The following is a 20,066-nucleotide window of genomic DNA, read 5'->3' as shown; positions in this document are numbered from 1 at the left end:
TTTATGGTTTTTTGTTTACTGTCCAACTATGAACAACAAACGATAAACTATAAACAAATTTTAGTTGTCCCCTTTAATCCAGTCGTATCCTTTTTCTTCAAGCTCGTGTGCCAATTCAGCTCCGCCTGATTTTACTATTTTTCCGTTGTGAAGAACGTGAACAAAATCAGGAACGATATAATCCAAAAGTCTTTGGTAGTGCGTAATTACAATGACAGCGTTTTTGTCGCTTTTCAATTTATTTACACCATTGGCAACAATTCGTAAAGCATCGATATCAAGACCAGAATCAGTTTCGTCAAGAATAGCTAGTTTTGGATCAAGCATTGCCATTTGAAAAATTTCATTTCTTTTTTTCTCACCACCAGAGAAACCTTCGTTAAGGGAACGGGAAAGAAACTTTCTGTCGATTTCCAACAATTCTGATTTTTCACGGATAACTTTCAGCATTTCATTGGCCGGCATTTCTTCCAGACCTTTTGCTTTACGGGTTTCGTTGATTGCCGATCTCATGAAGTTGGTTACCGAAACTCCAGGGATTTCAACAGGATATTGGAACGAAAGGAAGACACCTTTGTGAGCTCTTTCTTCAGGAGCAAGATCACCAAGATCCTCGCCGTCCAAAATAATTTCGCCGTCGGTTACTTCATAATTTTCGTTTCCGGCAACAACAGCCGAAAGGGTACTTTTTCCGGCACCGTTTGGCCCCATTATCGCATGGACTTCTCCTGCTTTTACTTCAAGGTTTATTCCTTTTAATATTTCTTTGTCACCTATCGAGGCGTGTAAATTTTTTATTGATAACATTGTTCTTTTTGTTTATTCGTAATGCCCTTTCAAAGACAAAATATTTAAAATTTCTATTGTTTCTTCTTCAGTAACTCTATAAATTATTCGATGTTCCTGATTTATTCTTCTTGACCATCTTCCTGTCAGTTGATGCTTTAATTGCTCTGGTTTTCCTAATCCTTCAAATGGATGTAGCTGAATATTTTCAATTAAAGAATATATTTTATTAATTATTCTTTTGTTACCTGATTTTATCCAAAACTCTAAATCTTTTTTTGCCTTGTCAGAAAAATCTATTTGCATAATTCTTTCAATTCTTCCATTGTCATTCTGACTCCTTTTCCATCTTTAATACTTTGCTCTGCTTCCAAAATTTCTTTTACAAATTCCGGATTGTATGGCTTTTCTTCTTTCTCAATTTCAAAACCTAATGATTTTGCCAATGATTTCAATACGGGAAAATCTTTTTTCTTTACGTTTTTTAAAATGATGTCCATAAGAATTGAATTTGATATTGTTCTTTCAAATTTATAAAAAATTATCCCACAGAACCTTCTAATGAAATTTCCAATAATTTTTGTGCTTCCACAGCAAACTCCATTGGCAATTTGTTCAATACGTCTTTACTGAAACCATTTACGATAAGTGCAATCGCTTTTTCGGTTGGGATTCCACGTTGGTTGCAATAGAAAACTTGGTCTTCACCAATTTTACTTGTGGTGGCTTCGTGTTCTACTTTTGCGGTTGGATTTTTGCTTTCGATGTAAGGGAAAGTGTGTGCCCCGCAATTATTTCCCATCAGTAATGAATCACATTGCGAAAAGTTTCTGGCGTTTTCTGCTCTTGCTCCAATTTGAACCAAACCTCTATAACTGTTTTGTGATTTTCCTGCCGAAATACCTTTGGAAATAATAGTTGATTTACTGTTTTTACCCAAGTGAATCATTTTGGTTCCAGTATCGGCTTGTTGGAAATTATTGGTAACGGCAATGGAATAGAATTCTCCAATCGAGTTATCTCCCTTTAAGATAACAGAAGGATATTTCCAGGTAATTGCTGATCCGGTTTCTACCTGTGTCCAAGAGATTTTTGCATTTTTTTCGCAGAATCCTCTTTTGGTTACAAAGTTGAAAACCCCGCCTTTACCTTCTTTATTTCCAGGATACCAGTTTTGAACGGTTGAATATTTAATTTCGGCATCGTCCAACGCGATTAATTCTACAACGGCAGCGTGCAATTGATTTTCGTCGCGGGTTGGCGCTGTACATCCTTCTAAGTAAGAAACATAACTTCCTTCGTCAGCAACTAATAAAGTTCTTTCAAATTGTCCGGTTCCAGCCTGATTGATTCTAAAATAAGTGGATAGTTCCATTGGACAGCGAACGCCTTTTGGAATATAACAGAAAGAACCATCTGAGAAAACCGCTGAGTTCAAGGCCGCATAAAAGTTGTCTTTTTGCGGAACAACTGTACCAAGATATTTACGAACTAATTCAGGATGTTCTTTGATAGCCTCGGAAATACTCATAAAGATAATTCCTTTTTCGGCCAATGTTGCTTTGAATGTAGTTGCTACCGAAACGGAGTCAACCACGATATCCATAGCGATATTGTTCATTTTTTTCTGCTCATCAATAGAGATTCCCAGCTTTTTGTACATTTCCAAAAGTTCCGGATCTACATCATCAAGAGTTTTATTCGGGTCTGCTTTCTTTGGAGCAGAATAATAGGAAATGGCTTGGAAATCAGGCTTTACATAACTAACATTTGCCCATTCCGGCTCAATCATTTCTTCCCATGCACGAAAAGCTTCAATTCGCCAGTCGGTCATCCATTGCGGTTCGCCTTTCTTTTGGGAAATGGCACGAACAATATCTTCGTTTAAACCAATAGGAAAAGTTTCAGATTCTAATTCAGTATAAAATCCGTACTCGTATTCTTTGGTCTCTAATTCGATTTTTAAATCGTCTTCGGTGTATTTTGACATTTTTTTACTTTTTAAAACCATTAAAAAATTTAAGATTTGCTAAAACTTAATCAGCTTAATTTCTTAATGGTTTAAATATTTTTTTCATTTTTATAGTGAGAAACTCTCTCCACAACCGCAGGTTCTATTGGCATTTGGATTATTAAAGACAAATCCCTTGCCATTTAATCCTCCAGAAAATTCTAAAATTGTTCCTGCTAAATAAAGGAACGATTTTTTTTCGACTGCAATTTTTATTTCGTTGTCTTCAAATATTTTATCATCTTCGCCTTTGTTTTTGTCAAATTTCAAATCATATGACAAACCAGAGCAACCGCCGCTTTTTACACCTACTCTCACGTAGTCTATTGCGGCATCGTAACCATCATCTTTCATCAAATCGATGATTTTCTTTTTGGCTGTATCAGAAACTTGTATCATCTTAGTTTTTTTTATTTTTTAGAATTAAATAACTTATTGTGAGTTCTGTAGTCTGCACAATTTCTGTAAGCTTGTTTATTTCCTAATCTTTATTTCGTCTAAATTAACTGCAAAGATACTATATAAAATGCTTTTTTTCATCACTGATAACATTTATATAACTAATATCCAGATAGAAATTTGTTATATCAAAGAGATTAAAGCTATAAGATTTTGGTAAATTGCAGTGTTTTTAATTTTATAATGTACTGATGAAACTATACTCAATAGAAACGGGCAATTTTAAACTTGATGGCGGCGCAATGTTTGGTGTGGTGCCCAAAACCATTTGGAACAAAACCAATCCAGCTGATGAAAACAACTTAATTGATATTGCCGCCCGATGTCTGCTCATTGAAGACGGAAACCGATTGATTTTGATTGATACGGGAATGGGGAATAAACAGTCAGAGAAATTTTTTGGATATTACTCGCTTTGGGGAACGCATTCTATGGATAAATCACTGGCACAATATGGATTTCATCGCGATGATATTACCGATATTTTTATGACGCATCTGCATTTTGACCATTGTGGCGGAACTATTCAATGGAACAAAGACAAAACGGGTTATGAACCGGCCTTTAAAAATGCCAAATTCTGGACAAATGAAAATCATTGGGAATGGGCAGTAAAACCAAACGCCAGAGAGAAAGCGTCTTTTTTAGCTGAAAATATTTTACCAATGCAGGAGAGCGGGCAATTGCATTTTATAGCTAGACCCGAAGGCGATTTTGGTATTTCAAATGAATTGGGATTTGGGATTTTTTATGTTGATGGGCATACCGAAAAGCAGATGATTCCACACATTCAATATAAGGACAAAACCATTGTTTTTTGTGCCGACTTGATTCCTACAGCAGGACATTTGCCTTTGCCGTATGTAATGGGGTACGACACGAGACCTCTGCTGACCATGCCTGAAAAATCAAAATTCTTGAACGTCGCTGCCGATAAGAACTACTTTTTGTTTCTGGAACATGATGCACATAACGAAGTTATTACTGTTGAACATACCGAAAAAGGAGTACGGCTGAAAGAGTGTTTTAGCTGCTCGGATATTTTTTAAAACAAAAAACCACATTTTCATTAGTTAGAAAATGTGGTTTTTTGTTCAACAAAATAGAATTACTCTACTATAACTTTTTTGACAGAAGCGGCATCCTGATTAATTAAGTATATGTAATAAACCCCTTTTGGAAGACCTGATAAATTGATTGTATTATTTGTATTGACAGAATCTAGAGCAAATGTTTTTACTAATTGTCCTAATACGTTATATACTGCTGCTTTTTCTAAAGTAATGTTTAGAATATTGACCTCTCCATTTGTAGGGTTTGGATATACTTGAACTTTACTGAATTGAGAATCTTCCAGACCTAAAGTACAAGTTTCAGAATAAGTAGTTGTTGTTTCTTTGATTTTAGACCAATTTGCATTAGAATATTCAGCATTGTCAACTTTTACACAACCCAAAGTGGTAATTCCCAAAAAGGTTGTTCCACCTGTGCTGGCTTTTTTTCGGCCTGTTGATGATTGTACTATAAGGTTCTGATTATTTCCATTTTGCAGATTTATGTATACAAGCGGGTTACCAGTGACATATAGAATCTGAAGATTTATGTTTTTGGAAAGATCCAGACTAACCAGCTGATTGTTGCTGCAGTCTAAAATGTTTAGTGCTGTAAAACTTTCAATTCCGGTTAAATCTTTGATATTACTGTTTGAGAGGTCTAAAGTTGTAACTGCACTTATATCTGTTATAGTAATTTTTCCGTTTAAGCCATCAGTGTCAATTCCTAAATCAATTAGCTTTTGTTCAAAATTTGAATCGGGTATTAAAGTATATTGATTTGAATCTTGGCAATCTGTATTAAAATTTGCTGTTTCATCTTTTTTATCAGACCAGTTTGCATTAGAATAAATTGCATCATCAACCTGAATACAACTTAGATTAGGGTTGTTTTTAAGATTTAGATAGGCAAGGTTGGTATTGTTCCCATTCTTCAGATTTAAATTCGTTAATTGATTAGAATTAGAATATAAACCGACCAAAGCTGTATTTACACTTACATCCAAAGTGGTTAACTGATTTTTTGCACAATTTAAAAATTCCAAAGCTTTATTTTTGCTTACATCTAAACTTGTTAATTGATTGGACTGGCAATACAGCTCTGTAAGAGTACCGATAGTAGAAACATTCAAGCTGGTTAATTTATTTTCGCGGCAATCCAGGAGCTTCAATGCAGTATTTTTACTTACATCCAAAGTGGTTAGCAGACTGGTATTGCAACCTAAAAATATTAAATCAGTATTTGTGCTTACATCCAAGGTACTGATTTGGTTTGAACCGCAGTCTAATTTTTTTAAAGACTTATTTATTTTTACATCCAAAGCCGTTAATCGATTTGAATAACAGCTCAAAGTATCCAAAGCAATATTTTTGCTTACATCTAAAATCTCTATTTTATTGTTATTACAATCTAAAGTTTTTAATAATGTGTTCTTGCTTACATTCAATGCTGTTAATTGATTTTGATTACAGTACAGATCCGTTAATTGTGCAAAGTCTTGTATTCCTGTTAGATCTGTAATAGAACTATTGTTAACGTTTAGCTGTGTTATGGTGTTTATTTTTGATGTCAGGACTTTTCCATCGATGATGCCGTTGTCGATTTCCAAATCAATTAATTTTTGTTCAAAATTTTGATCTGGAATTAAAGTAAAAAGATCATTATTTACAGGTGCAGGTGTATACAAGCCTGTTATTTCTTCTTGTGTAAGCACACGATTCCAAATACCAATATCATCAATTGAACCTTCAAAATAGTTATTTAATTTATTTCGTCCTATTCTAAAAAAATTATTAAAACCGTTTGTATACAAACTGGCTGTTCCGCCCATTTTATATACTCCATTTATATATAAGGAGTAAGTGTTATTTGTTTCATCAAAAGTTAATGCAACGAAGGTCCATTCATCGTTAAAATAATTTTCCTGGGACGAAAAAGTTTTAGAATCAAATTGTATATCTAAATAGCCTTTGCTATAGAAGCTAATTTTAAACCAATAATTTGGGTCATTTATATTTCCATAATTTAAAAGGCAAAAATCTGAATTTGGAGAGCTAATTTTAGATGAAGATTTGAACCAGGCTGTAATTGTTCGCGATCCCCCTTTAAGAGGATAATCAGCAATATTGGATTCAATGTTACTGCTTGTACCATTAAAAAAGTAAGCACTGTTGCTTTTTCCGAATCTGTCTTCTATTAGAGTAACATCGGTGGCAATTCCATTGTTTCCTTTTCCGCTTGTATCATCAGCATTTCCAGTAAAAGGGTAATAAGCAAGCAGACCATTTGTTGGTATTGGATCATTTGCTGAAACTGGCATAATTGTCACATCAACTGCTATTCTTGAACTTTCGCAGCCGTTGATGGTTTGCGAAACATAATATTTACCTGTCATCAGTGCAGCCGATAAATCTAAAGCGGTCCCTCCTGTAAGATCATTATACCATTGAATATTAGAACCGACAGCCTGTAAGCTGCTAACTGTTGCGCTAGTATTGAGCATCTGTGCGGTCGCAGTTGGCGGAGGTGTATTATTTGCTGTGATAACTATATAATTTGAAGAGATGCAGCCGTTATTGTCTTTTACATATAGTTCATAAGTTCCTGGCGATAAGTTAGTAAATACATTTGAAGGTTGAAAAACCATATTCGAAATTCCATATTGGTAGGGTTCGGTTCCTCCATTCGCCATAATGGTAATAATTCCGTTGTTGCCATTACAGTCGGTGTTTGTAATTGTTGTTGTGGCAAAAAGAGGACTTGGTTCTATAATGACAAAACTCTTAGTGATTGATAACAAGGCAGCATCTGTAATTGTACAAGAATAATCACCAGGTTTCAATCCAGTAATTGAGGCTGTTGCAGCTCCATTTGACCAAAGGTAGGAATAGGGTGCTGTCCCGCCTGAAACAGATGTTATAGAAGCCGAACCGCTGGCATCACTTATACAGCTTATGTTAATTTGGCTTGTCTTTACTATCAATGAACCTGTACAATTTAATACTGTCGGGACATTTTTATCAATAGATGTTTCGTCACCCAGTTGTCCTAAGGAATTGCTTCCCCAGGCCCACAAACTTTCATCTGTTTTTATGGCCACTGTATGGACAGATCCTCCATCAATCATTTGCCAATTATTTTCCGTTCCTATTTGTAACGGAATAAGGCTATTGATCTTTGTGCCATTCCCAAGTTCTCCATCAGAGTTTAAACCCCAAGCCCATAAAGTACCGTCTGTTTTTATAGCAATCGTATAGTTAACTCCTCCGTTGATAGTTTTCCAGTCGGCTGATGATCCTATCTGTGTTGGAACAAGTTTATTTGTTGTAGTACCATCTCCTAGTGCCCCGTAGGTATTATCTCCCCAAGCCCATAAAGTTCCATCCTTTTTTATAGCAATAGTATGATCACTTCCGGCACTTATTGTTTTCCAATTGTTTTCTGTTCCTATCTGTATTGGAGATGTTTTTTTTGTTGTAGTGCCATCTCCTAATGTTCCGTATGTATTATTCCCCCAAGTCCACAATGTTCCGTCATTTTTCAAGGCAATCGTGTGAAGTTTGCCAGCTGCTACTAGTTGCCAATCATTAGCTGTCCCTACTCGTGTTGGAGTATTTCTGTCTAAGCTGTTGCCAATACCTAATTGACCAGAGAAATTATTTCCCCAAGCCCATAAGGAGCCATCTGTCTTTAGTGCAATTGTGTGACCATGCCCAGCCACTATTGTTTGCCAGTTCTTTGCTATTCCTATTTGTTGCGGAGCATTAAAATTAATAGTATATGAGCCATTCCCTATTTGTCCTAATCCGCCATATCCCCATGCCCATAAGGAACCATCTGTTTTTAATGCAACTGTATGCCCCCATCCTGCAGCGACTGTTTCCCAATCGTTATCAGTCCCCATTTTTGTAGGAACATTTTTACTTGTTGGCGAGCTGTTTCCTAATTGTCCCTGGTCATTGCTTCCCCATGTCCACAAGGTACCGTCTGTTCTTACCGCAGCTGTATGACTGTATCCAGCAGCCATTGTTTTCCAGCATTGCGCCTTGATCTGTAGGTGTAAGAATAGTATTAAAAGTAATAGTAAAGTTTTTTTCATATAATAAGATTTGGGTTATTTAATAGTAAGTTTTTATTTAAAATTTATTTAGTAGAAATTTCTTAAAGATAAAAATAAAATCCGAACTCATCAAAGATATTTTTTTAAATCAATTTGAAAAATCCTGAGTATGTCCCGCAAGCAAAATTGCTATAAATATCTAAAAAGAGCAGGCTTACTTTCATAAATACAAGATAGTTTTTATATGACAAAATAATACAATTTAATATTATTTTTCTACTAATATATTTGAATGATATTTTATTTTTTAAATTGTATTTAAAGCTGTTAATGCAGGAATTTATCAAGTTATAATATTTAGAATGAAAATAAGAGTATGTTCTTTTGTTATTTTTGGCTGATAATTATGCCTATTCAAGAGTTAAATTTGCAATAAATAAACAATCCCCATTTTCATACACATGAAAATGAGGATTGTTTTTTGTTCAGTTGTTTGATAAGCCTGACTATTAATTGGTTTTAAATCTCCATATCTGCCCAATGGTTTCTCCTCCTTTATTATCTTTTACAACCACTCGCCAGAAGTATTCTGTTGCAGGCTGCAGTGTAACCTCTTCAGATTTTGTGGTATTGTTTTCGTTTATTTTTACGTTAGGCGGATTTGCAGTTCCAAAATATACCTCATAAGTAAGAATATCTTCGGCATCAGTATCAGAGGCTTCCCAAGCCAATGTAGCTGTTGTAGTGCTTAATAAAGCGTTTATCTCCGGTGCGGTTAATTCCGGCAGAAAAGGGAGGTGGTTCACTTCGGCATCACCGGCAGTATAAAATTTGTAAACCGGTGAATAGTCACTGGACAAACCTTCGTTATCGGTTGCCTTGATTCTCCAGTAGTAAGCTGTATTTTTCTCTAATTCCAGTTGTGTCGAAGTAGACGAGCCTTCAGCTGTTTTTATAATCTGGCTGAATTGATTGTCGGAGGCTATTTCAATCTTGTAAGTGATATTGTCATTATTTGTATCGGCAGATTTATTCCATTCAAAACTGACAGTATTGTCTACGCATAATTTATTATCAGCAGGCAGCTTCAGTACAGGCACTGTAGGCGCTGTGTTTTTAACTTCGTTTTCAGAATCATCGCTGCCGCCTCCGCAGGAAATGGCTACAAGTCCGATTATTGACAGATATATAAAATTTTTCATCTTTTAATTTTTTATAATTTTTACATTCTTTACAGATCCTGCCGAGTGGATTTTGGCGATATAAACGCCACTTGGCTCATTTTCCAGTGTTAACTGGGCAGTGCCATTTTCTAAACTGTATTTTTTATTGGAAATTACACGGCCGTCAAAAGCGTTAATTTCTATGCTCACTTCCTTGTCGGCAACAGGCAGTACGATTTCAAAACTTCCCGAGGTAGGATTAGGATAGGCCGAAACGGTTAAGTCCAAGCCTGTAATATCTTCGGCATAGATTCCTTCGCAGGCTTTGGCCGTTTTTACTTCCAGCAGATTTCCTCCTTTTGCTGTAAGGGAAAAGCTTGAATCACTAGTTTGAAACTGCTCGATTCCATCTACAAAAACAGTGTAAGGAGCCGTTCCATCAGTAATTTCTATATTTACTTTTTTGGATTTTATAGTGGATTTCCCTGTAATCGACGTGCCTTTTGCAATAACCAGATTAAAACTCTGTTCGAATGTTTCCCCAGGAATAGTAATGGATATGGTGTAATTTCCAGGTGCCAGATCGATAACAGAGAGGGCATTATCTGTAAAAGGATAATTCTCCCCATTAATGCTGGCGGTGTATAGGAATGTTTCAGATGCAGTGATGTTTATTTCGCCATTATTTTCGCCAAGGCATGATTCTCCTTTTGTTTCGATAATGAAATTGTCTGATGGCAGACTTAATCCGCAGTCAGGATCATAAAAGGCTGTTGCGTCTTTTAAACCAGACCAGTTAGTGTCTGAATAAGTTTTGTCATCTACCTTGATACAGCTTAGATTCGGGTTGTTTTCAAGATGCAGTACGGCAGCATTAAAATTGGTATTGTTTCCGTTTTTCAAATTCAGGCTTGTCAACTGGTTTGATGAACAGTTCAGTTCGGTCAGGGCAGTATTTTCGGTAATGTTTAGTGAAGGCAATTTATTCGAATCACAAAACAACTGAGTCAAGACTTTATTCTTAGTAAGATTTATACTGGTTACCTGATTTTTGCTGAAATCCAAAAGGGTCAGGGCTGTATTTTTACTGACATCCAGATCTGTTAGCTGGTTAGATGATAGATATAATTTGCTGAGAGATATATTTTTACTTACATCCAAAACAGTTAATTTATTTGTATCTGCAATTAAATTTGTCAGGGCAATATTTTTGCTGATATCTAAAGCAGTTAGTTTATTAGAAGATACATTCAATTCTGTTAAAGAAATGTTTTTAGTTATATCTAACTTTTCTAATTGGTTTTCACGACAAGATAAAGCAGTCAAAGCAGTATTTTTACTTACGTCTAAAGTTATTAATTTATTTGAATCGGCTTTTAAATCTGTTAAGGCAGTAAATCCTTGTATGCCTGTCAGATTATTAATAGAAGTATTGGAAACATCTAATGTTGTTACTGTTTGAATACTTGAATTTAATACCAGTTCATTTTTACCATCGGTATCAATCCCAAGGGCAATGAGCTTATCTTCAAATAGAGGATCAGGTATTCCTGTAATAGTCGAGCAGTCAAATGTCGTGTAAATAGCTGTGTCATCTTTTCTGTTTTTCCAATTCGCATTTGCATAGACGGCATCATCTACAAGAATGCAGGAAAGATTTGGATTGTTGTAAAAACTAGGAAAAGAGATTTTACTATTATTTCCATTTTTTAAATTTAAGTTTGTTAATTTATTATCTCTGCAGTCAAAATTACGCAGCTTTGTATTTTTGCTTACATCTAAGGCGGTAATTTTGTTGTTTGCACAATCTAAATCCTCCAGCTCGGTATTTTTACTTACATCTAAAGCAGTTATCTGGTTGTCAGTGCAGTATAATTCTTTTAAACCTGTACTTAAATCCAGTTGAGTTAATTCATTGTTACTGACAATTAGAATTTCCAATAGTGGGTTTTTGGATACATCCAGACTAGTCAGTTTATTATTTGTACAGCCCAAACCTGTCAGCTTAGTGTTTTTGGTTACATCGAGAGCAGTTATTTGATTATAATTACAATTGAAGTTGGTTAACGATACAAAATCCTGAATACCTGTTAAATCTGTAATAGAACTATTACCAACGTCTAATATAGTTAAATTGCTGATACTGGAAGTTAATACTTTTCCATCGGCAGTATCATCAATTTCTAAAGCAATTAATTTAGCTTCGAAGTTGGTGTCCGGAATAAGAGTGTATGGTCTACAGTCCAGACTGAAATCTGCAGTGGCATCTTTGGTTGTAGTCCAATTGTTTTTTGCCACAGCAACATCGGCAACCATAATACAGGTCAGGGATGCATTTTTTGAACAGTTCAAAGTTTTTAATACACTATTTTTGGAAAGATCTAAACCGGTTAATGAATTGTTTGAAATGTTTAAAGTTTGTAAAGCTGTAAATCCTTCTAAACCTTTTGCATCTGTAATAGAGCTGTTAGAAACATCAAGAGCTGTTAGTGTTTCGATACTTGAATTTAATACATGCCCATTTTTACCATCGGTATCAATGCCAAGGGCAATAAGTTTATCTTCAAACAGGCCGTCTGGAATTCTGGTAATTGTCGAACAGTCATAAATCGTAAAATAAGAATACGCTTCTTTTTTATCGGACCAGTTGGTATTTGCATAGTCAATATCGTCAACAACAATACAGGAAAGTGCTGGGTTGTCAGAAAAATCCAAAGCAGTTAATTGGCTGTTTTTGCCATTTTTTAAATTTAAAGCAGATAATCTGTTTGAATTGGTATTTAAACTGGTTAAAGCCACATTTTTGCTGATATCTAAGCTTTCTATTTTATTGTTTTGGCATTCCAGCCTATTTAATTTGGTATTTTTACTTACATCTAATGTTTTTAATTGGTTTAGCCTGCATTTAAAACCCAATAAAGCAGTGTTTTTTGTTATATCTAAGCTGGTCAGTATGTTACTGGAACACTCAAACCATTCCAGAGCAGTATTTTGGCTTACATCCAGTGCAGCCAGTTGATTTTGATAACAGTTTAAAGAGATTAAAGCCGTGTTTTTGCTAACATCTAAGGAAGTTAATTTACACGCCTCTAATCTCAAATTGGTCAAAGCCGTATTCTTGCTTAAATCTAATTTAGTTATTTCAAGCCCATTACAATCCAGGTTAGTTAATGATACAAAATCTTCTATACCTGTAAAATCAGAAACATCATCATAAGAATAAAAAGTTAATGATTTCAATTTATTAATTTTGGAAGTCAGGACTTTGCCATCAGCAATATCATCAAGTTTTTCTTCTATTAATTCAGCTTCAAAATTTGCATCAGGTATAAGCGTGTACCTATTACAGTCTAAGGTAAAGTTTGCCAAAGCATCTTTTTTTACTGTCCAATTCGCCTCAGCGTGAGCAACATCGGCTACCTGAATACAAGATAATTCTGGATTATTGGAGCAGTCTAATGTTGTGAAAGCTGTAGTTTTAGAAAGATTTATACTGTTTAATAAATTGTTTGAAGCGTTTAAAGTTGTCAAAGCAGTAAATCCTTCTAAGCCTGTCAAATCCGTAAGAGAACTATTTGAGATATCCAGAGTTGTTATAGTTTCAATACTTGCATTTAATACAGCACCATTTTTACCATCAGTATCAATGCCTAAAGCAATTAATTTATCTTCAAACGCTCCATTAGGAATTAGAGTGGAGATGGAGCAATCGTGAGGTGAAAATACAGGATGAACCTCTTGCTGATTACTCCAATTAGTATTTGCATACGCAATATCATCAACAATAACACAGGAAAGATCTCTATTGAAAGAAAAGTTTAAACTGGTTAAAAGAGTATTCGCCCCGTTTTTTAAGTTTAGTTTAGTTAATTGATTGGAACGGCACCAAAAATTAGTCAGAGCTGTATTTTTACTTACATCCAGACTGGTGAACTTATTTGATGAACAGTCCAGATAGGTTAAAGCTGTATTTTTGCTTACATCTAAACTTGTCAGGTTATTTTCGTCTAAGTCTATACTAGTTAAGGAAATATTAGTACTTATATCGATTGTGTTTATTTTATTGCTGGAAATATTCAAATAAGTCAAAGCTGTATTTTTGCTTACATCTATACTGGTTAAAGCATTATTATTACATGCTAATGTTTTTAGTGCTGTGTTTTTGCTTACATCCAAACTGGTAAGTTTGTTTGACTCGCAACGTAACGTATTTAATGATGTAAAATCCTGAATACCGGTTAAATCTGTAATAGAACTTCTGCTAACATCTAATGATTTTAAAGTATTAATTTTTGAAGTTAACACTTTGCCATCAGCAGCTTCATCAAATTGCAAGGCAATTAATTTGGCTTCGAAGCTGGTATCTGGTATCAGAGTATATTCGTTACAGTCCAGATTAAAATTAGCAGCAGCATCTTTAGTCGTTGCCCAATTGTTAGTGGCATGTGCAATATCGGCTACTTGTATGCAGGTTAGCGCTGCATTATTCGAACAGTCTAAGGTTGTCAGACTGCTGTTTTTTGAAAGGTCTATGGATTTTAATGAATTGTTTGCTGCGTTTAAAGTTGTTAAAGCAGTAAATCCTTGTATTCCGGTTAAATTAGCAATAGCACTATTAGAAACATCCAATGAGGTTACTGCTGCAATACTGCTATTTAAGACTAATCCATTTTTGCCATCAGTGTCAATTCCAAGGGCAATTAGTTTATCCTCAAATTGAGTATCGGGAATTTGTGTAATTGTCGAACAATCATAAGATGAATAAAGAGCATTAACGTCTTTTTGAGTATTCCAATTAGCATTTGCATAAGCAGCATCATCAACAGAAATACAATAAAGATTTGGGTTTTCTGTGAAGGTTAATTTTTTGAGAAAAGTATTCTTGCCATTTTTTAAACTTAGATTAGTTAATTGATTTTTACTGCAATAAAAAGTGGTCAGCGCTGTATTTTGGTTTACATCTAAAGTAACTAGTTTATTTGAATAACAATTTAATTCCTTCAAAGCTGTATTTGTACTGACATTTAATTCCTTTAATTGATTTAGAGAACAATCTAATTGTGTCAAAGCAGTATTTTTACTTATATCTAATGTTGTTAATTGATTAGAATCACAAATCAGTGTTGACAAATTCGTATTTTTACTAAGATCAATACTGGTTAATTGGTTTGATCTGCAATTCAGGCTAGTTAAGGAGACAAAATCCTGGATTCCCGTTAAATCTTTTACAGATTTACCAATAACCTGCAGATATTTTATTTTATTAATATTGGCAGTTATTACTTTTCCATCTACAAGATTATCAAGCTCTGCTTCAATTAATCTCTTTTCAAAATTTTGATCTGGAATTAGTGTGTAAGCAGTACAATCTAAATTAAAAGCAGCAATTTCGTCTTTAGTGGTTGTCCAGTTATTTGTTGCTTCTGCAATATTGGCAACCTGAATACAAGTTAAGTTTGCATTATTGGAGCAGTCTAAAATAGCCAGATCCGTATTTTTAGAAAGATTTATTCTCTGTAATAAATTATTAGAACAATTTAAAGTTTTTAAAGATGTAAATCCTTCTAAACCTGTCAAATCGGTAAGAGAACTATTTGATACATCTAATGTTGTTAATGAAGCAATACTTGAATTTAATACATACCCATTTTTGCCGTCAGCATCAATTCCAAGTGCAATGAGCTTATCTTCAAATGATGCAGCAGGCAGTATTGTAACAGACGAACATTGCTCAGCTGTATAAAAAGCTGCAGCGTCTTTTTTGGCTGTCCAATTAGCATTTGCATAATCAGCGTCATCAACAACAATGCAGGTAAGGTGTATATTGTCATTAAAACTAAAATTATTAAAAGAAGCATTATTTCCATTTTTTATATTCAAACTCAAGAGTTTATTATTGCTGCAATTAAAAGAAGTTAAGGCTGTGTTTTTACTCAGATCTAAACTGGTTAGTCTGTTACCATAGCAGCTCAGATTTATTAGTTTTGTGTTTTTACTTACATCCAGAGTACTTATTTTATTTGATTCGCATTTTAATTCGGTCAATCCAATAAAATCCTGAATCCCTGTTAAGTCGGTAATTAAACTGGCAGCAGGAGTAAAAAAATGAGCCGAAACATCTAATGAAGTCAATGTGTTAATTTTGGAAGTCAGTACTTTTCCATCGGCCACATCATCATATCCCTTTTCAATTAATTTCGCTTCGAAGTTTGCATCTGGAATGCTTGTAAATTGTGCAAAAGCATTGGCACCAGCTAATAAAAGCAGCAATAAAAGTAATTTCATTTTCATAAATAATATGATTTTATTTAAAGACCCGCAATGTTACAATTCATTTGTTTTTTTACAGTCATCATTTATGGTGATTTTGCTTGATGAAAAATTGACCAGTTTTTGCAGCCGCTTTTACCGAAATAACTTAGAATAATCTATATTTTTTGCTAATTGATAGTTTTATGAAAGTTTTTTGTCATAAAATAGCGTTAATGATTGCGTATTTATTAATTTAGTTCTCCTATTTTTGAAGTTCATTATTAAAACTGAAAAATCAATATTTTATGAAATACATATACATCACCCCACTGGCAGTACTTGCTTCTTTGACTGTAAGCCTTTCGGCAGATGCCCAGACAGCCGCCGCCTATACAGGCAAAAAAGGAAAATTAAGCGAAACTGAACTGCAGCGATGGTCACATCTGGATCTGGCAAAGGACAGCATTCCAGGAATGAGTGTCGATAAAGCTTATGCCGAACTTTTAAAAGGCAAAAAAAGTGTCAAGGTAATTGTTGGAATCGTAGATTCAGGGGTCGATATTGACCATGAAGATTTGAAATCGGTGATATGGACCAATAAAAAAGAAATTGCAGGAAACGGAAAAGATGATGATAAAAATGGATATATCGACGATATTCACGGATGGAATTTTCTTGGAGACGATTTGCATGAAACCCTCGAAATGACCCGCATCGTAAGAAAAGGGGATGATGGGTCGGCAACTTATAAAAGCGCTTTAGCCGCTTATAATGAAAAGTACGAAAAAGCAATGAAGGACAAGCAGCAGGTCGATTTCCTGACAGCTACCGATAAAGCAATTCAGAAACATTTAGGCAAAGAAAATTATACCCTTGAAGAGGTAAATGCAATTGTTACTTCAGATCCAGATCTGACCAAAAGCAAAATGATCATGTCACGCATCTTGACTAATGCCGGGCCGGCGTTTAGAGACGAAATCAAGGAATATAGTGATTATGTTGATGGTCAGCTCAAATACAATCTAAACAAGGAATTGGATGGACGCAAAATCGTTGGCGACAATCCAGAGGATATAAAAAATACTAAATATGGTAATAATATCGTGTACGGCCCAGACAAGGAAGAGGCACTTCATGGAACCCACGTAGCCGGAATTATTGCACAGGTAAGAGGAAACGGTATTGGCGGTGACGGAGTGGCCGATAATGTAGAGATTATGGCTATCAGAGCTGTGCCAGATGGCGATGAGTACGACAAAGATATTGCGCTGGCCATTCGTTATGCGGCAGATAATGGTGCCAAAGTAATTAATGGAAGTTTTGGAAAAAGCTACTCTCCTCAAAAACAATGGGTTTTTGATGCCATAAAATATGCTGAAAAGAAAGACGTATTATTTGTTCATGCAGCTGGAAATGACGGCCAGGATATTGATTTGCCAGAAAATGCAAATTATCCAAATGATGCCGCCGATAATACCAAAGAATTTGCTTCGAATGTATTGACCGTTGGTGCTTTGAATAATCAATACGGAGAAAATGTAATCGCGCCGTTTTCTAATTATGGTACTTTTAATGTAGATGTTTTTGCTCCTGGCGACGAAATCTATGCTACCATTCCAAATAATAAATACAAATACCTGCAAGGGACATCTATGGCTTCGCCAAATGCAGCTGGGGTTGCTGTATTGATCCGTTCATACTACCCAAAACTATCTGCCAAGCAGGTAAAACAGATCTTGATAGAATCTGGTACGCCACTGCCAGCAGATGTGACTTTGGGCGAAAAGCAGGATGTAAAAGCTAAGTCTGATAAATCTTCAAAATCGGGCAAAATGGTCAATGCTTACAACGCATTATTATTGGCCGAAAAAATGTCTAAAAAATAATTTCAAAGTTTATTAATCCAATGGAAGAGCTGTACTGCTCTTCCATTTTTATTTTTAAAACAATGCGCAAACTCTTTTTATTCGTATGCATTCTGGCAAGTTGCAGCGATCTATCTGCTCAAAAACAGGGATACTGGCAACAGCAGGCCGATTATAAAATGGATGTCACGATGGATGTCAAAACTTACCAGTACAAAGGAAAACAAGAACTGGTTTACACTAATAATTCATCGGATACATTAAAAAAAGTCTATTATCATTTGTACAATAATGCTTTTCAGCCAGGAAGCGAAATGGATGCCAGAATCCAGGCAATAAGAGATCCCGATCCCCGTATGGCCATAAAAACGAAAGTGGATGGCAAAGAGGTAAAAGAAAGCCGTATCAAAAACCTCAAGCCCAATGAAATTGGATATTTGAAAATTTCAAACTTCAGGCAGGATGGTGTTTCGGCTGTTGCCAAAGAAGCAGGAACGATTCTCGAAGTAACTTTGGCGAAGGCTATTTTACCCAATTCAAAAACAGTTTTTACCTTAGATTTTGATGGTCAGGTTCCGGTGCAGATCCGCCGTTCGGGCCGAAACAATGCAGAAGGCATTGAATTGTCAATGGCACAATGGTACCCCAAAATGGCCGAATTTGATTTTGAAGGCTGGCATGCCGATCCTTATATTGCCAGGGAATTTCACGGTGTATGGGGCAATTTTGATGTAAAAATCACTATTGACAAAGAGTACACTATTGGAGGTTCAGGATACTTGCAAAACCCGAACGAAATAGGCCATGGCTACCAGGATGCAGGTGTAAATACAGTTTATCCTAAAAAGGCAAAAACGCTGACCTGGCATTTTATTGCACCAATGGTTCATGATTTTGCCTGGGCAGCCGATAAGAATTACCAGCACGATATTGTAAAAGGACCTAATAATGTTGATCTGCATTTCCTTTTCAAAAACACGCCCTCAGTAGTAGAGAACTGGCAAAAAGTAGAGCCATTATTGGTAAAAGTAATGGATTATTATAACAAAAAGGTGGGCAGTTATCCTTACAAGCAATATTCCTTTATTCAGGGAGGCGATGGCGGTATGGAGTATGCCATGTGTACGCTTATGCTGGGTAACGGAACTCCCGATGGAATTCTAGGTACGGCTGCGCACGAACTGGGACACTCCTGGTTTCAGCATATTTTAGCATCCAATGAGTCCAAGCACCCTTGGATGGACGAAGGATTTACTACCTATATAGAAGATTTGGCGCTGAATGAGCTAAAAGACAAAAAAGAAGACAACCCATTCAAAGGGAATTATACTGCTTATTACAAGCTGGTTGAATCCGGCAAGGAACAGCCACAGACCACTCATGGAGACCGTTATGACGAAAACCGTCCCTATAGTATTTCTTCTTATGTAAAAGGAAGCATTTTCCTGTCACAGCTCATTTATGTAATCGGGCAGGACAATCTGGACAAAACGGTAAAAAAATATTACCAGGATTTCAAATTCAAGCATCCGTCGCCAAATGATATCAAGAGAACAGCCGAGCGCGTTTCGGGAGCCAATCTGGATTGGTATCTGGTAGATTGGACCCAGACCCTGAATACGATCGATTACGGAATCAAAGACGTTAAGGAAAATGCAGATAAAACATCCGTAACCCTGGAGAGAATCGGCCGTATGCCAATGCCTATAGACCTTCTGGTAGAATATACAGATGGCAGCAGAGAAACGTTCTACATCCCATTGCGTATGATGAGTTTCGAAAAACCAAATCCCACACCTGCCATCACCAGAACCGTTCTCAGCGACTGGGCTTGGGCATTTCCAGCATATGAGTTTAGCATTTCAAAACCCAAAAGTGCAATCAGGAAAATCACCATCGATCCAAGCGGATTAATGGCCGACGTTAAACAAGGCAACAATGTTTTCGAAGTGAAGTAATCATTTTCAAAATCATCAGGGCGTGCCACCATAAAGAAAAGGGGCCAAATCATCGCAGCGGTGATTCGGCCCCTTTCCTTTATGCTGTCGGGCTATCCATGCTGCGTTGGCAGCTTATTCCTATCCCTCACGCATCATGTTTATAACTATCTTGGCCAGCCTTCTTTCAGGTGAGTTAAAAGGCCTATGGCTGAAGTTCCCAGCGCAGACAGCATTTAAAATATGCAGGAAGTACTAATATAATTACTGCGTGTTGCCGCTTACCATCAAACACATAAAAAGTGATACGCAACAGCACTAAAAGGGCAGCCAGCCGAGAAAGAGGCAACCATCCCTAAACTGGAAATCCAGCTCGAAACCCTGCGGGAATTTATAATAAAATAAAGCGGACAAAATGTGAGACAAATCATTATATTTGTAAAAACACGCTGCTCAGCAGCGTATATACACCCAAAATGG

The 20,066-nt window shown here is 35.8% G+C and carries 12 protein-coding genes; 3 read left to right on the top strand and 9 right to left on the bottom strand.

The features are described from left to right. Nucleotides 1–60: 60 nt before the first annotated feature. The 5 genes from sufC to ABEG11_RS12975 all read right to left on the bottom strand — a co-directional run bounded on the left by sufC (nt 61) and on the right by ABEG11_RS12975 (nt 3,196). Complete coding sequence (sufC, locus tag ABEG11_RS12995; RefSeq protein WP_348824599.1) at nt 61–807, bottom strand: Fe-S cluster assembly ATPase SufC; 747 nt, start codon at nt 805–807, stop codon at nt 61–63. Between the two features lie 12 nt (nt 808–819). Beyond that, nucleotides 820–1,092, bottom strand: a complete 273-nt coding sequence (locus ABEG11_RS12990) for a Txe/YoeB family addiction module toxin (RefSeq protein ID WP_348824598.1) — start codon at nt 1,090–1,092, stop codon at nt 820–822. After that, nucleotides 1,083–1,286, bottom strand: a complete 204-nt coding sequence (locus tag ABEG11_RS12985; protein ID WP_348824597.1) for a DUF2683 family protein — start codon at nt 1,284–1,286, stop codon at nt 1,083–1,085. The genes ABEG11_RS12990 and ABEG11_RS12985 overlap by 10 nt, the downstream gene beginning before the upstream one ends. Before the next feature lie 41 nt (nt 1,287–1,327). Next, nucleotides 1,328–2,776, bottom strand: coding sequence for a Fe-S cluster assembly protein SufB (gene sufB / locus ABEG11_RS12980; protein ID WP_348824596.1), 1,449 nt, complete (start codon nt 2,774–2,776; stop codon nt 1,328–1,330). 90 nt (nt 2,777–2,866) lie between these two features. Beyond that, nucleotides 2,867–3,196: a HesB/IscA family protein gene (locus ABEG11_RS12975; protein WP_115813073.1), complete on the bottom strand. Its 330-nt coding sequence runs from the start codon at nt 3,194–3,196 to the stop codon at nt 2,867–2,869. Between the two features lie 251 nt (nt 3,197–3,447). Here ABEG11_RS12975 and ABEG11_RS12970 point away from each other — a divergent pair, with 251 nt between their 5' ends. Beyond that, the gene (locus ABEG11_RS12970) at nt 3,448–4,305 is read left to right on the top strand and encodes an MBL fold metallo-hydrolase (RefSeq protein ID WP_348824595.1); all 858 of its coding nucleotides are present in this window, start codon (nt 3,448–3,450) and stop codon (nt 4,303–4,305) included. Nucleotides 4,306–4,364: 59 nt separating this feature from the next. Here ABEG11_RS12970 and ABEG11_RS12965 read toward each other — a convergent pair whose 3' ends face one another. From ABEG11_RS12965 to ABEG11_RS12955, 3 genes are all read right to left on the bottom strand, one after another. Next, nucleotides 4,365–8,408 (bottom strand): RCC1 domain-containing protein, encoded by a 4,044-nt coding sequence (locus ABEG11_RS12965; RefSeq protein WP_348824594.1) that lies wholly within the window; start codon nt 8,406–8,408, stop codon nt 4,365–4,367. A 470-nt stretch (nt 8,409–8,878) separates the two neighbouring features. Next, nucleotides 8,879–9,571: a glycoside hydrolase family 78 protein gene (locus tag ABEG11_RS12960; RefSeq protein WP_348824593.1), complete on the bottom strand. Its 693-nt coding sequence runs from the start codon at nt 9,569–9,571 to the stop codon at nt 8,879–8,881. Nucleotides 9,572–9,574: 3 nt separating this feature from the next. Beyond that, nucleotides 9,575–15,823, bottom strand: coding sequence for a T9SS type A sorting domain-containing protein (locus ABEG11_RS12955; RefSeq protein ID WP_348824592.1), 6,249 nt, complete (start codon nt 15,821–15,823; stop codon nt 9,575–9,577). 266 nt (nt 15,824–16,089) lie between these two features. Here ABEG11_RS12955 and ABEG11_RS12950 point away from each other — a divergent pair, with 266 nt between their 5' ends. Together ABEG11_RS12950 and ABEG11_RS12945 are read left to right on the top strand one after the other, a co-directional pair. After that, nucleotides 16,090–17,670, top strand: a complete 1,581-nt coding sequence (locus ABEG11_RS12950; protein WP_348824591.1) for a S8 family peptidase — start codon at nt 16,090–16,092, stop codon at nt 17,668–17,670. Between the two features lie 62 nt (nt 17,671–17,732). Next, entirely contained in the window at nt 17,733–19,607 is a 1,875-nt protein-coding gene (locus ABEG11_RS12945) for a M1 family metallopeptidase (protein WP_348824590.1), read from the top strand. A gap of 266 nt (nt 19,608–19,873) precedes the next feature. Here ABEG11_RS12945 and ABEG11_RS12940 read toward each other — a convergent pair. Beyond that, the coding region (locus ABEG11_RS12940) for a hypothetical protein (RefSeq protein WP_348824589.1) at nt 19,874–20,066 on the bottom strand (193 nt) is incomplete at its 5' end.

Source organism: Flavobacterium aestuarii, assembly GCF_040049115.1.
GTDB lineage: Bacteria > Bacteroidota > Bacteroidia > Flavobacteriales > Flavobacteriaceae > Flavobacterium > Flavobacterium aestuarii.
Note: the sequence above shows the minus strand (reverse complement) of the source record. Positions and strands in the feature narration are given on the sequence as shown.

Bases quoted from the DNA above. Each gene is read 5' to 3' on its own strand.
- sufC (WP_348824599.1), bottom strand. From the start codon at position 807: ATGTTATCAATAAAAAATTTACACGCCTCGATAGGTGACAAAGAAATA.
- ABEG11_RS12990 (WP_348824598.1), bottom strand. From the start codon at position 1,092: ATGCAAATAGATTTTTCTGACAAGGCAAAAAAAGATTTAGAGTTTTGG.
- ABEG11_RS12985 (WP_348824597.1), bottom strand. From the start codon at position 1,286: ATGGACATCATTTTAAAAAACGTAAAGAAAAAAGATTTTCCCGTATTG.
- sufB (WP_348824596.1), bottom strand. From the start codon at position 2,776: ATGTCAAAATACACCGAAGACGATTTAAAAATCGAATTAGAGACCAAA.
- ABEG11_RS12975 (WP_115813073.1), bottom strand. From the start codon at position 3,196: ATGATACAAGTTTCTGATACAGCCAAAAAGAAAATCATCGATTTGATG.
- ABEG11_RS12970 (WP_348824595.1), top strand. From the start codon at position 3,448: ATGAAACTATACTCAATAGAAACGGGCAATTTTAAACTTGATGGCGGC.
- ABEG11_RS12965 (WP_348824594.1), bottom strand. From the start codon at position 8,408: ATGAAAAAAACTTTACTATTACTTTTAATACTATTCTTACACCTACAG.
- ABEG11_RS12960 (WP_348824593.1), bottom strand. From the start codon at position 9,571: ATGAAAAATTTTATATATCTGTCAATAATCGGACTTGTAGCCATTTCC.
- ABEG11_RS12955 (WP_348824592.1), bottom strand. From the start codon at position 15,823: ATGAAAATGAAATTACTTTTATTGCTGCTTTTATTAGCTGGTGCCAAT.
- ABEG11_RS12950 (WP_348824591.1), top strand. From the start codon at position 16,090: ATGAAATACATATACATCACCCCACTGGCAGTACTTGCTTCTTTGACT.
- ABEG11_RS12945 (WP_348824590.1), top strand. From the start codon at position 17,733: ATGCGCAAACTCTTTTTATTCGTATGCATTCTGGCAAGTTGCAGCGAT.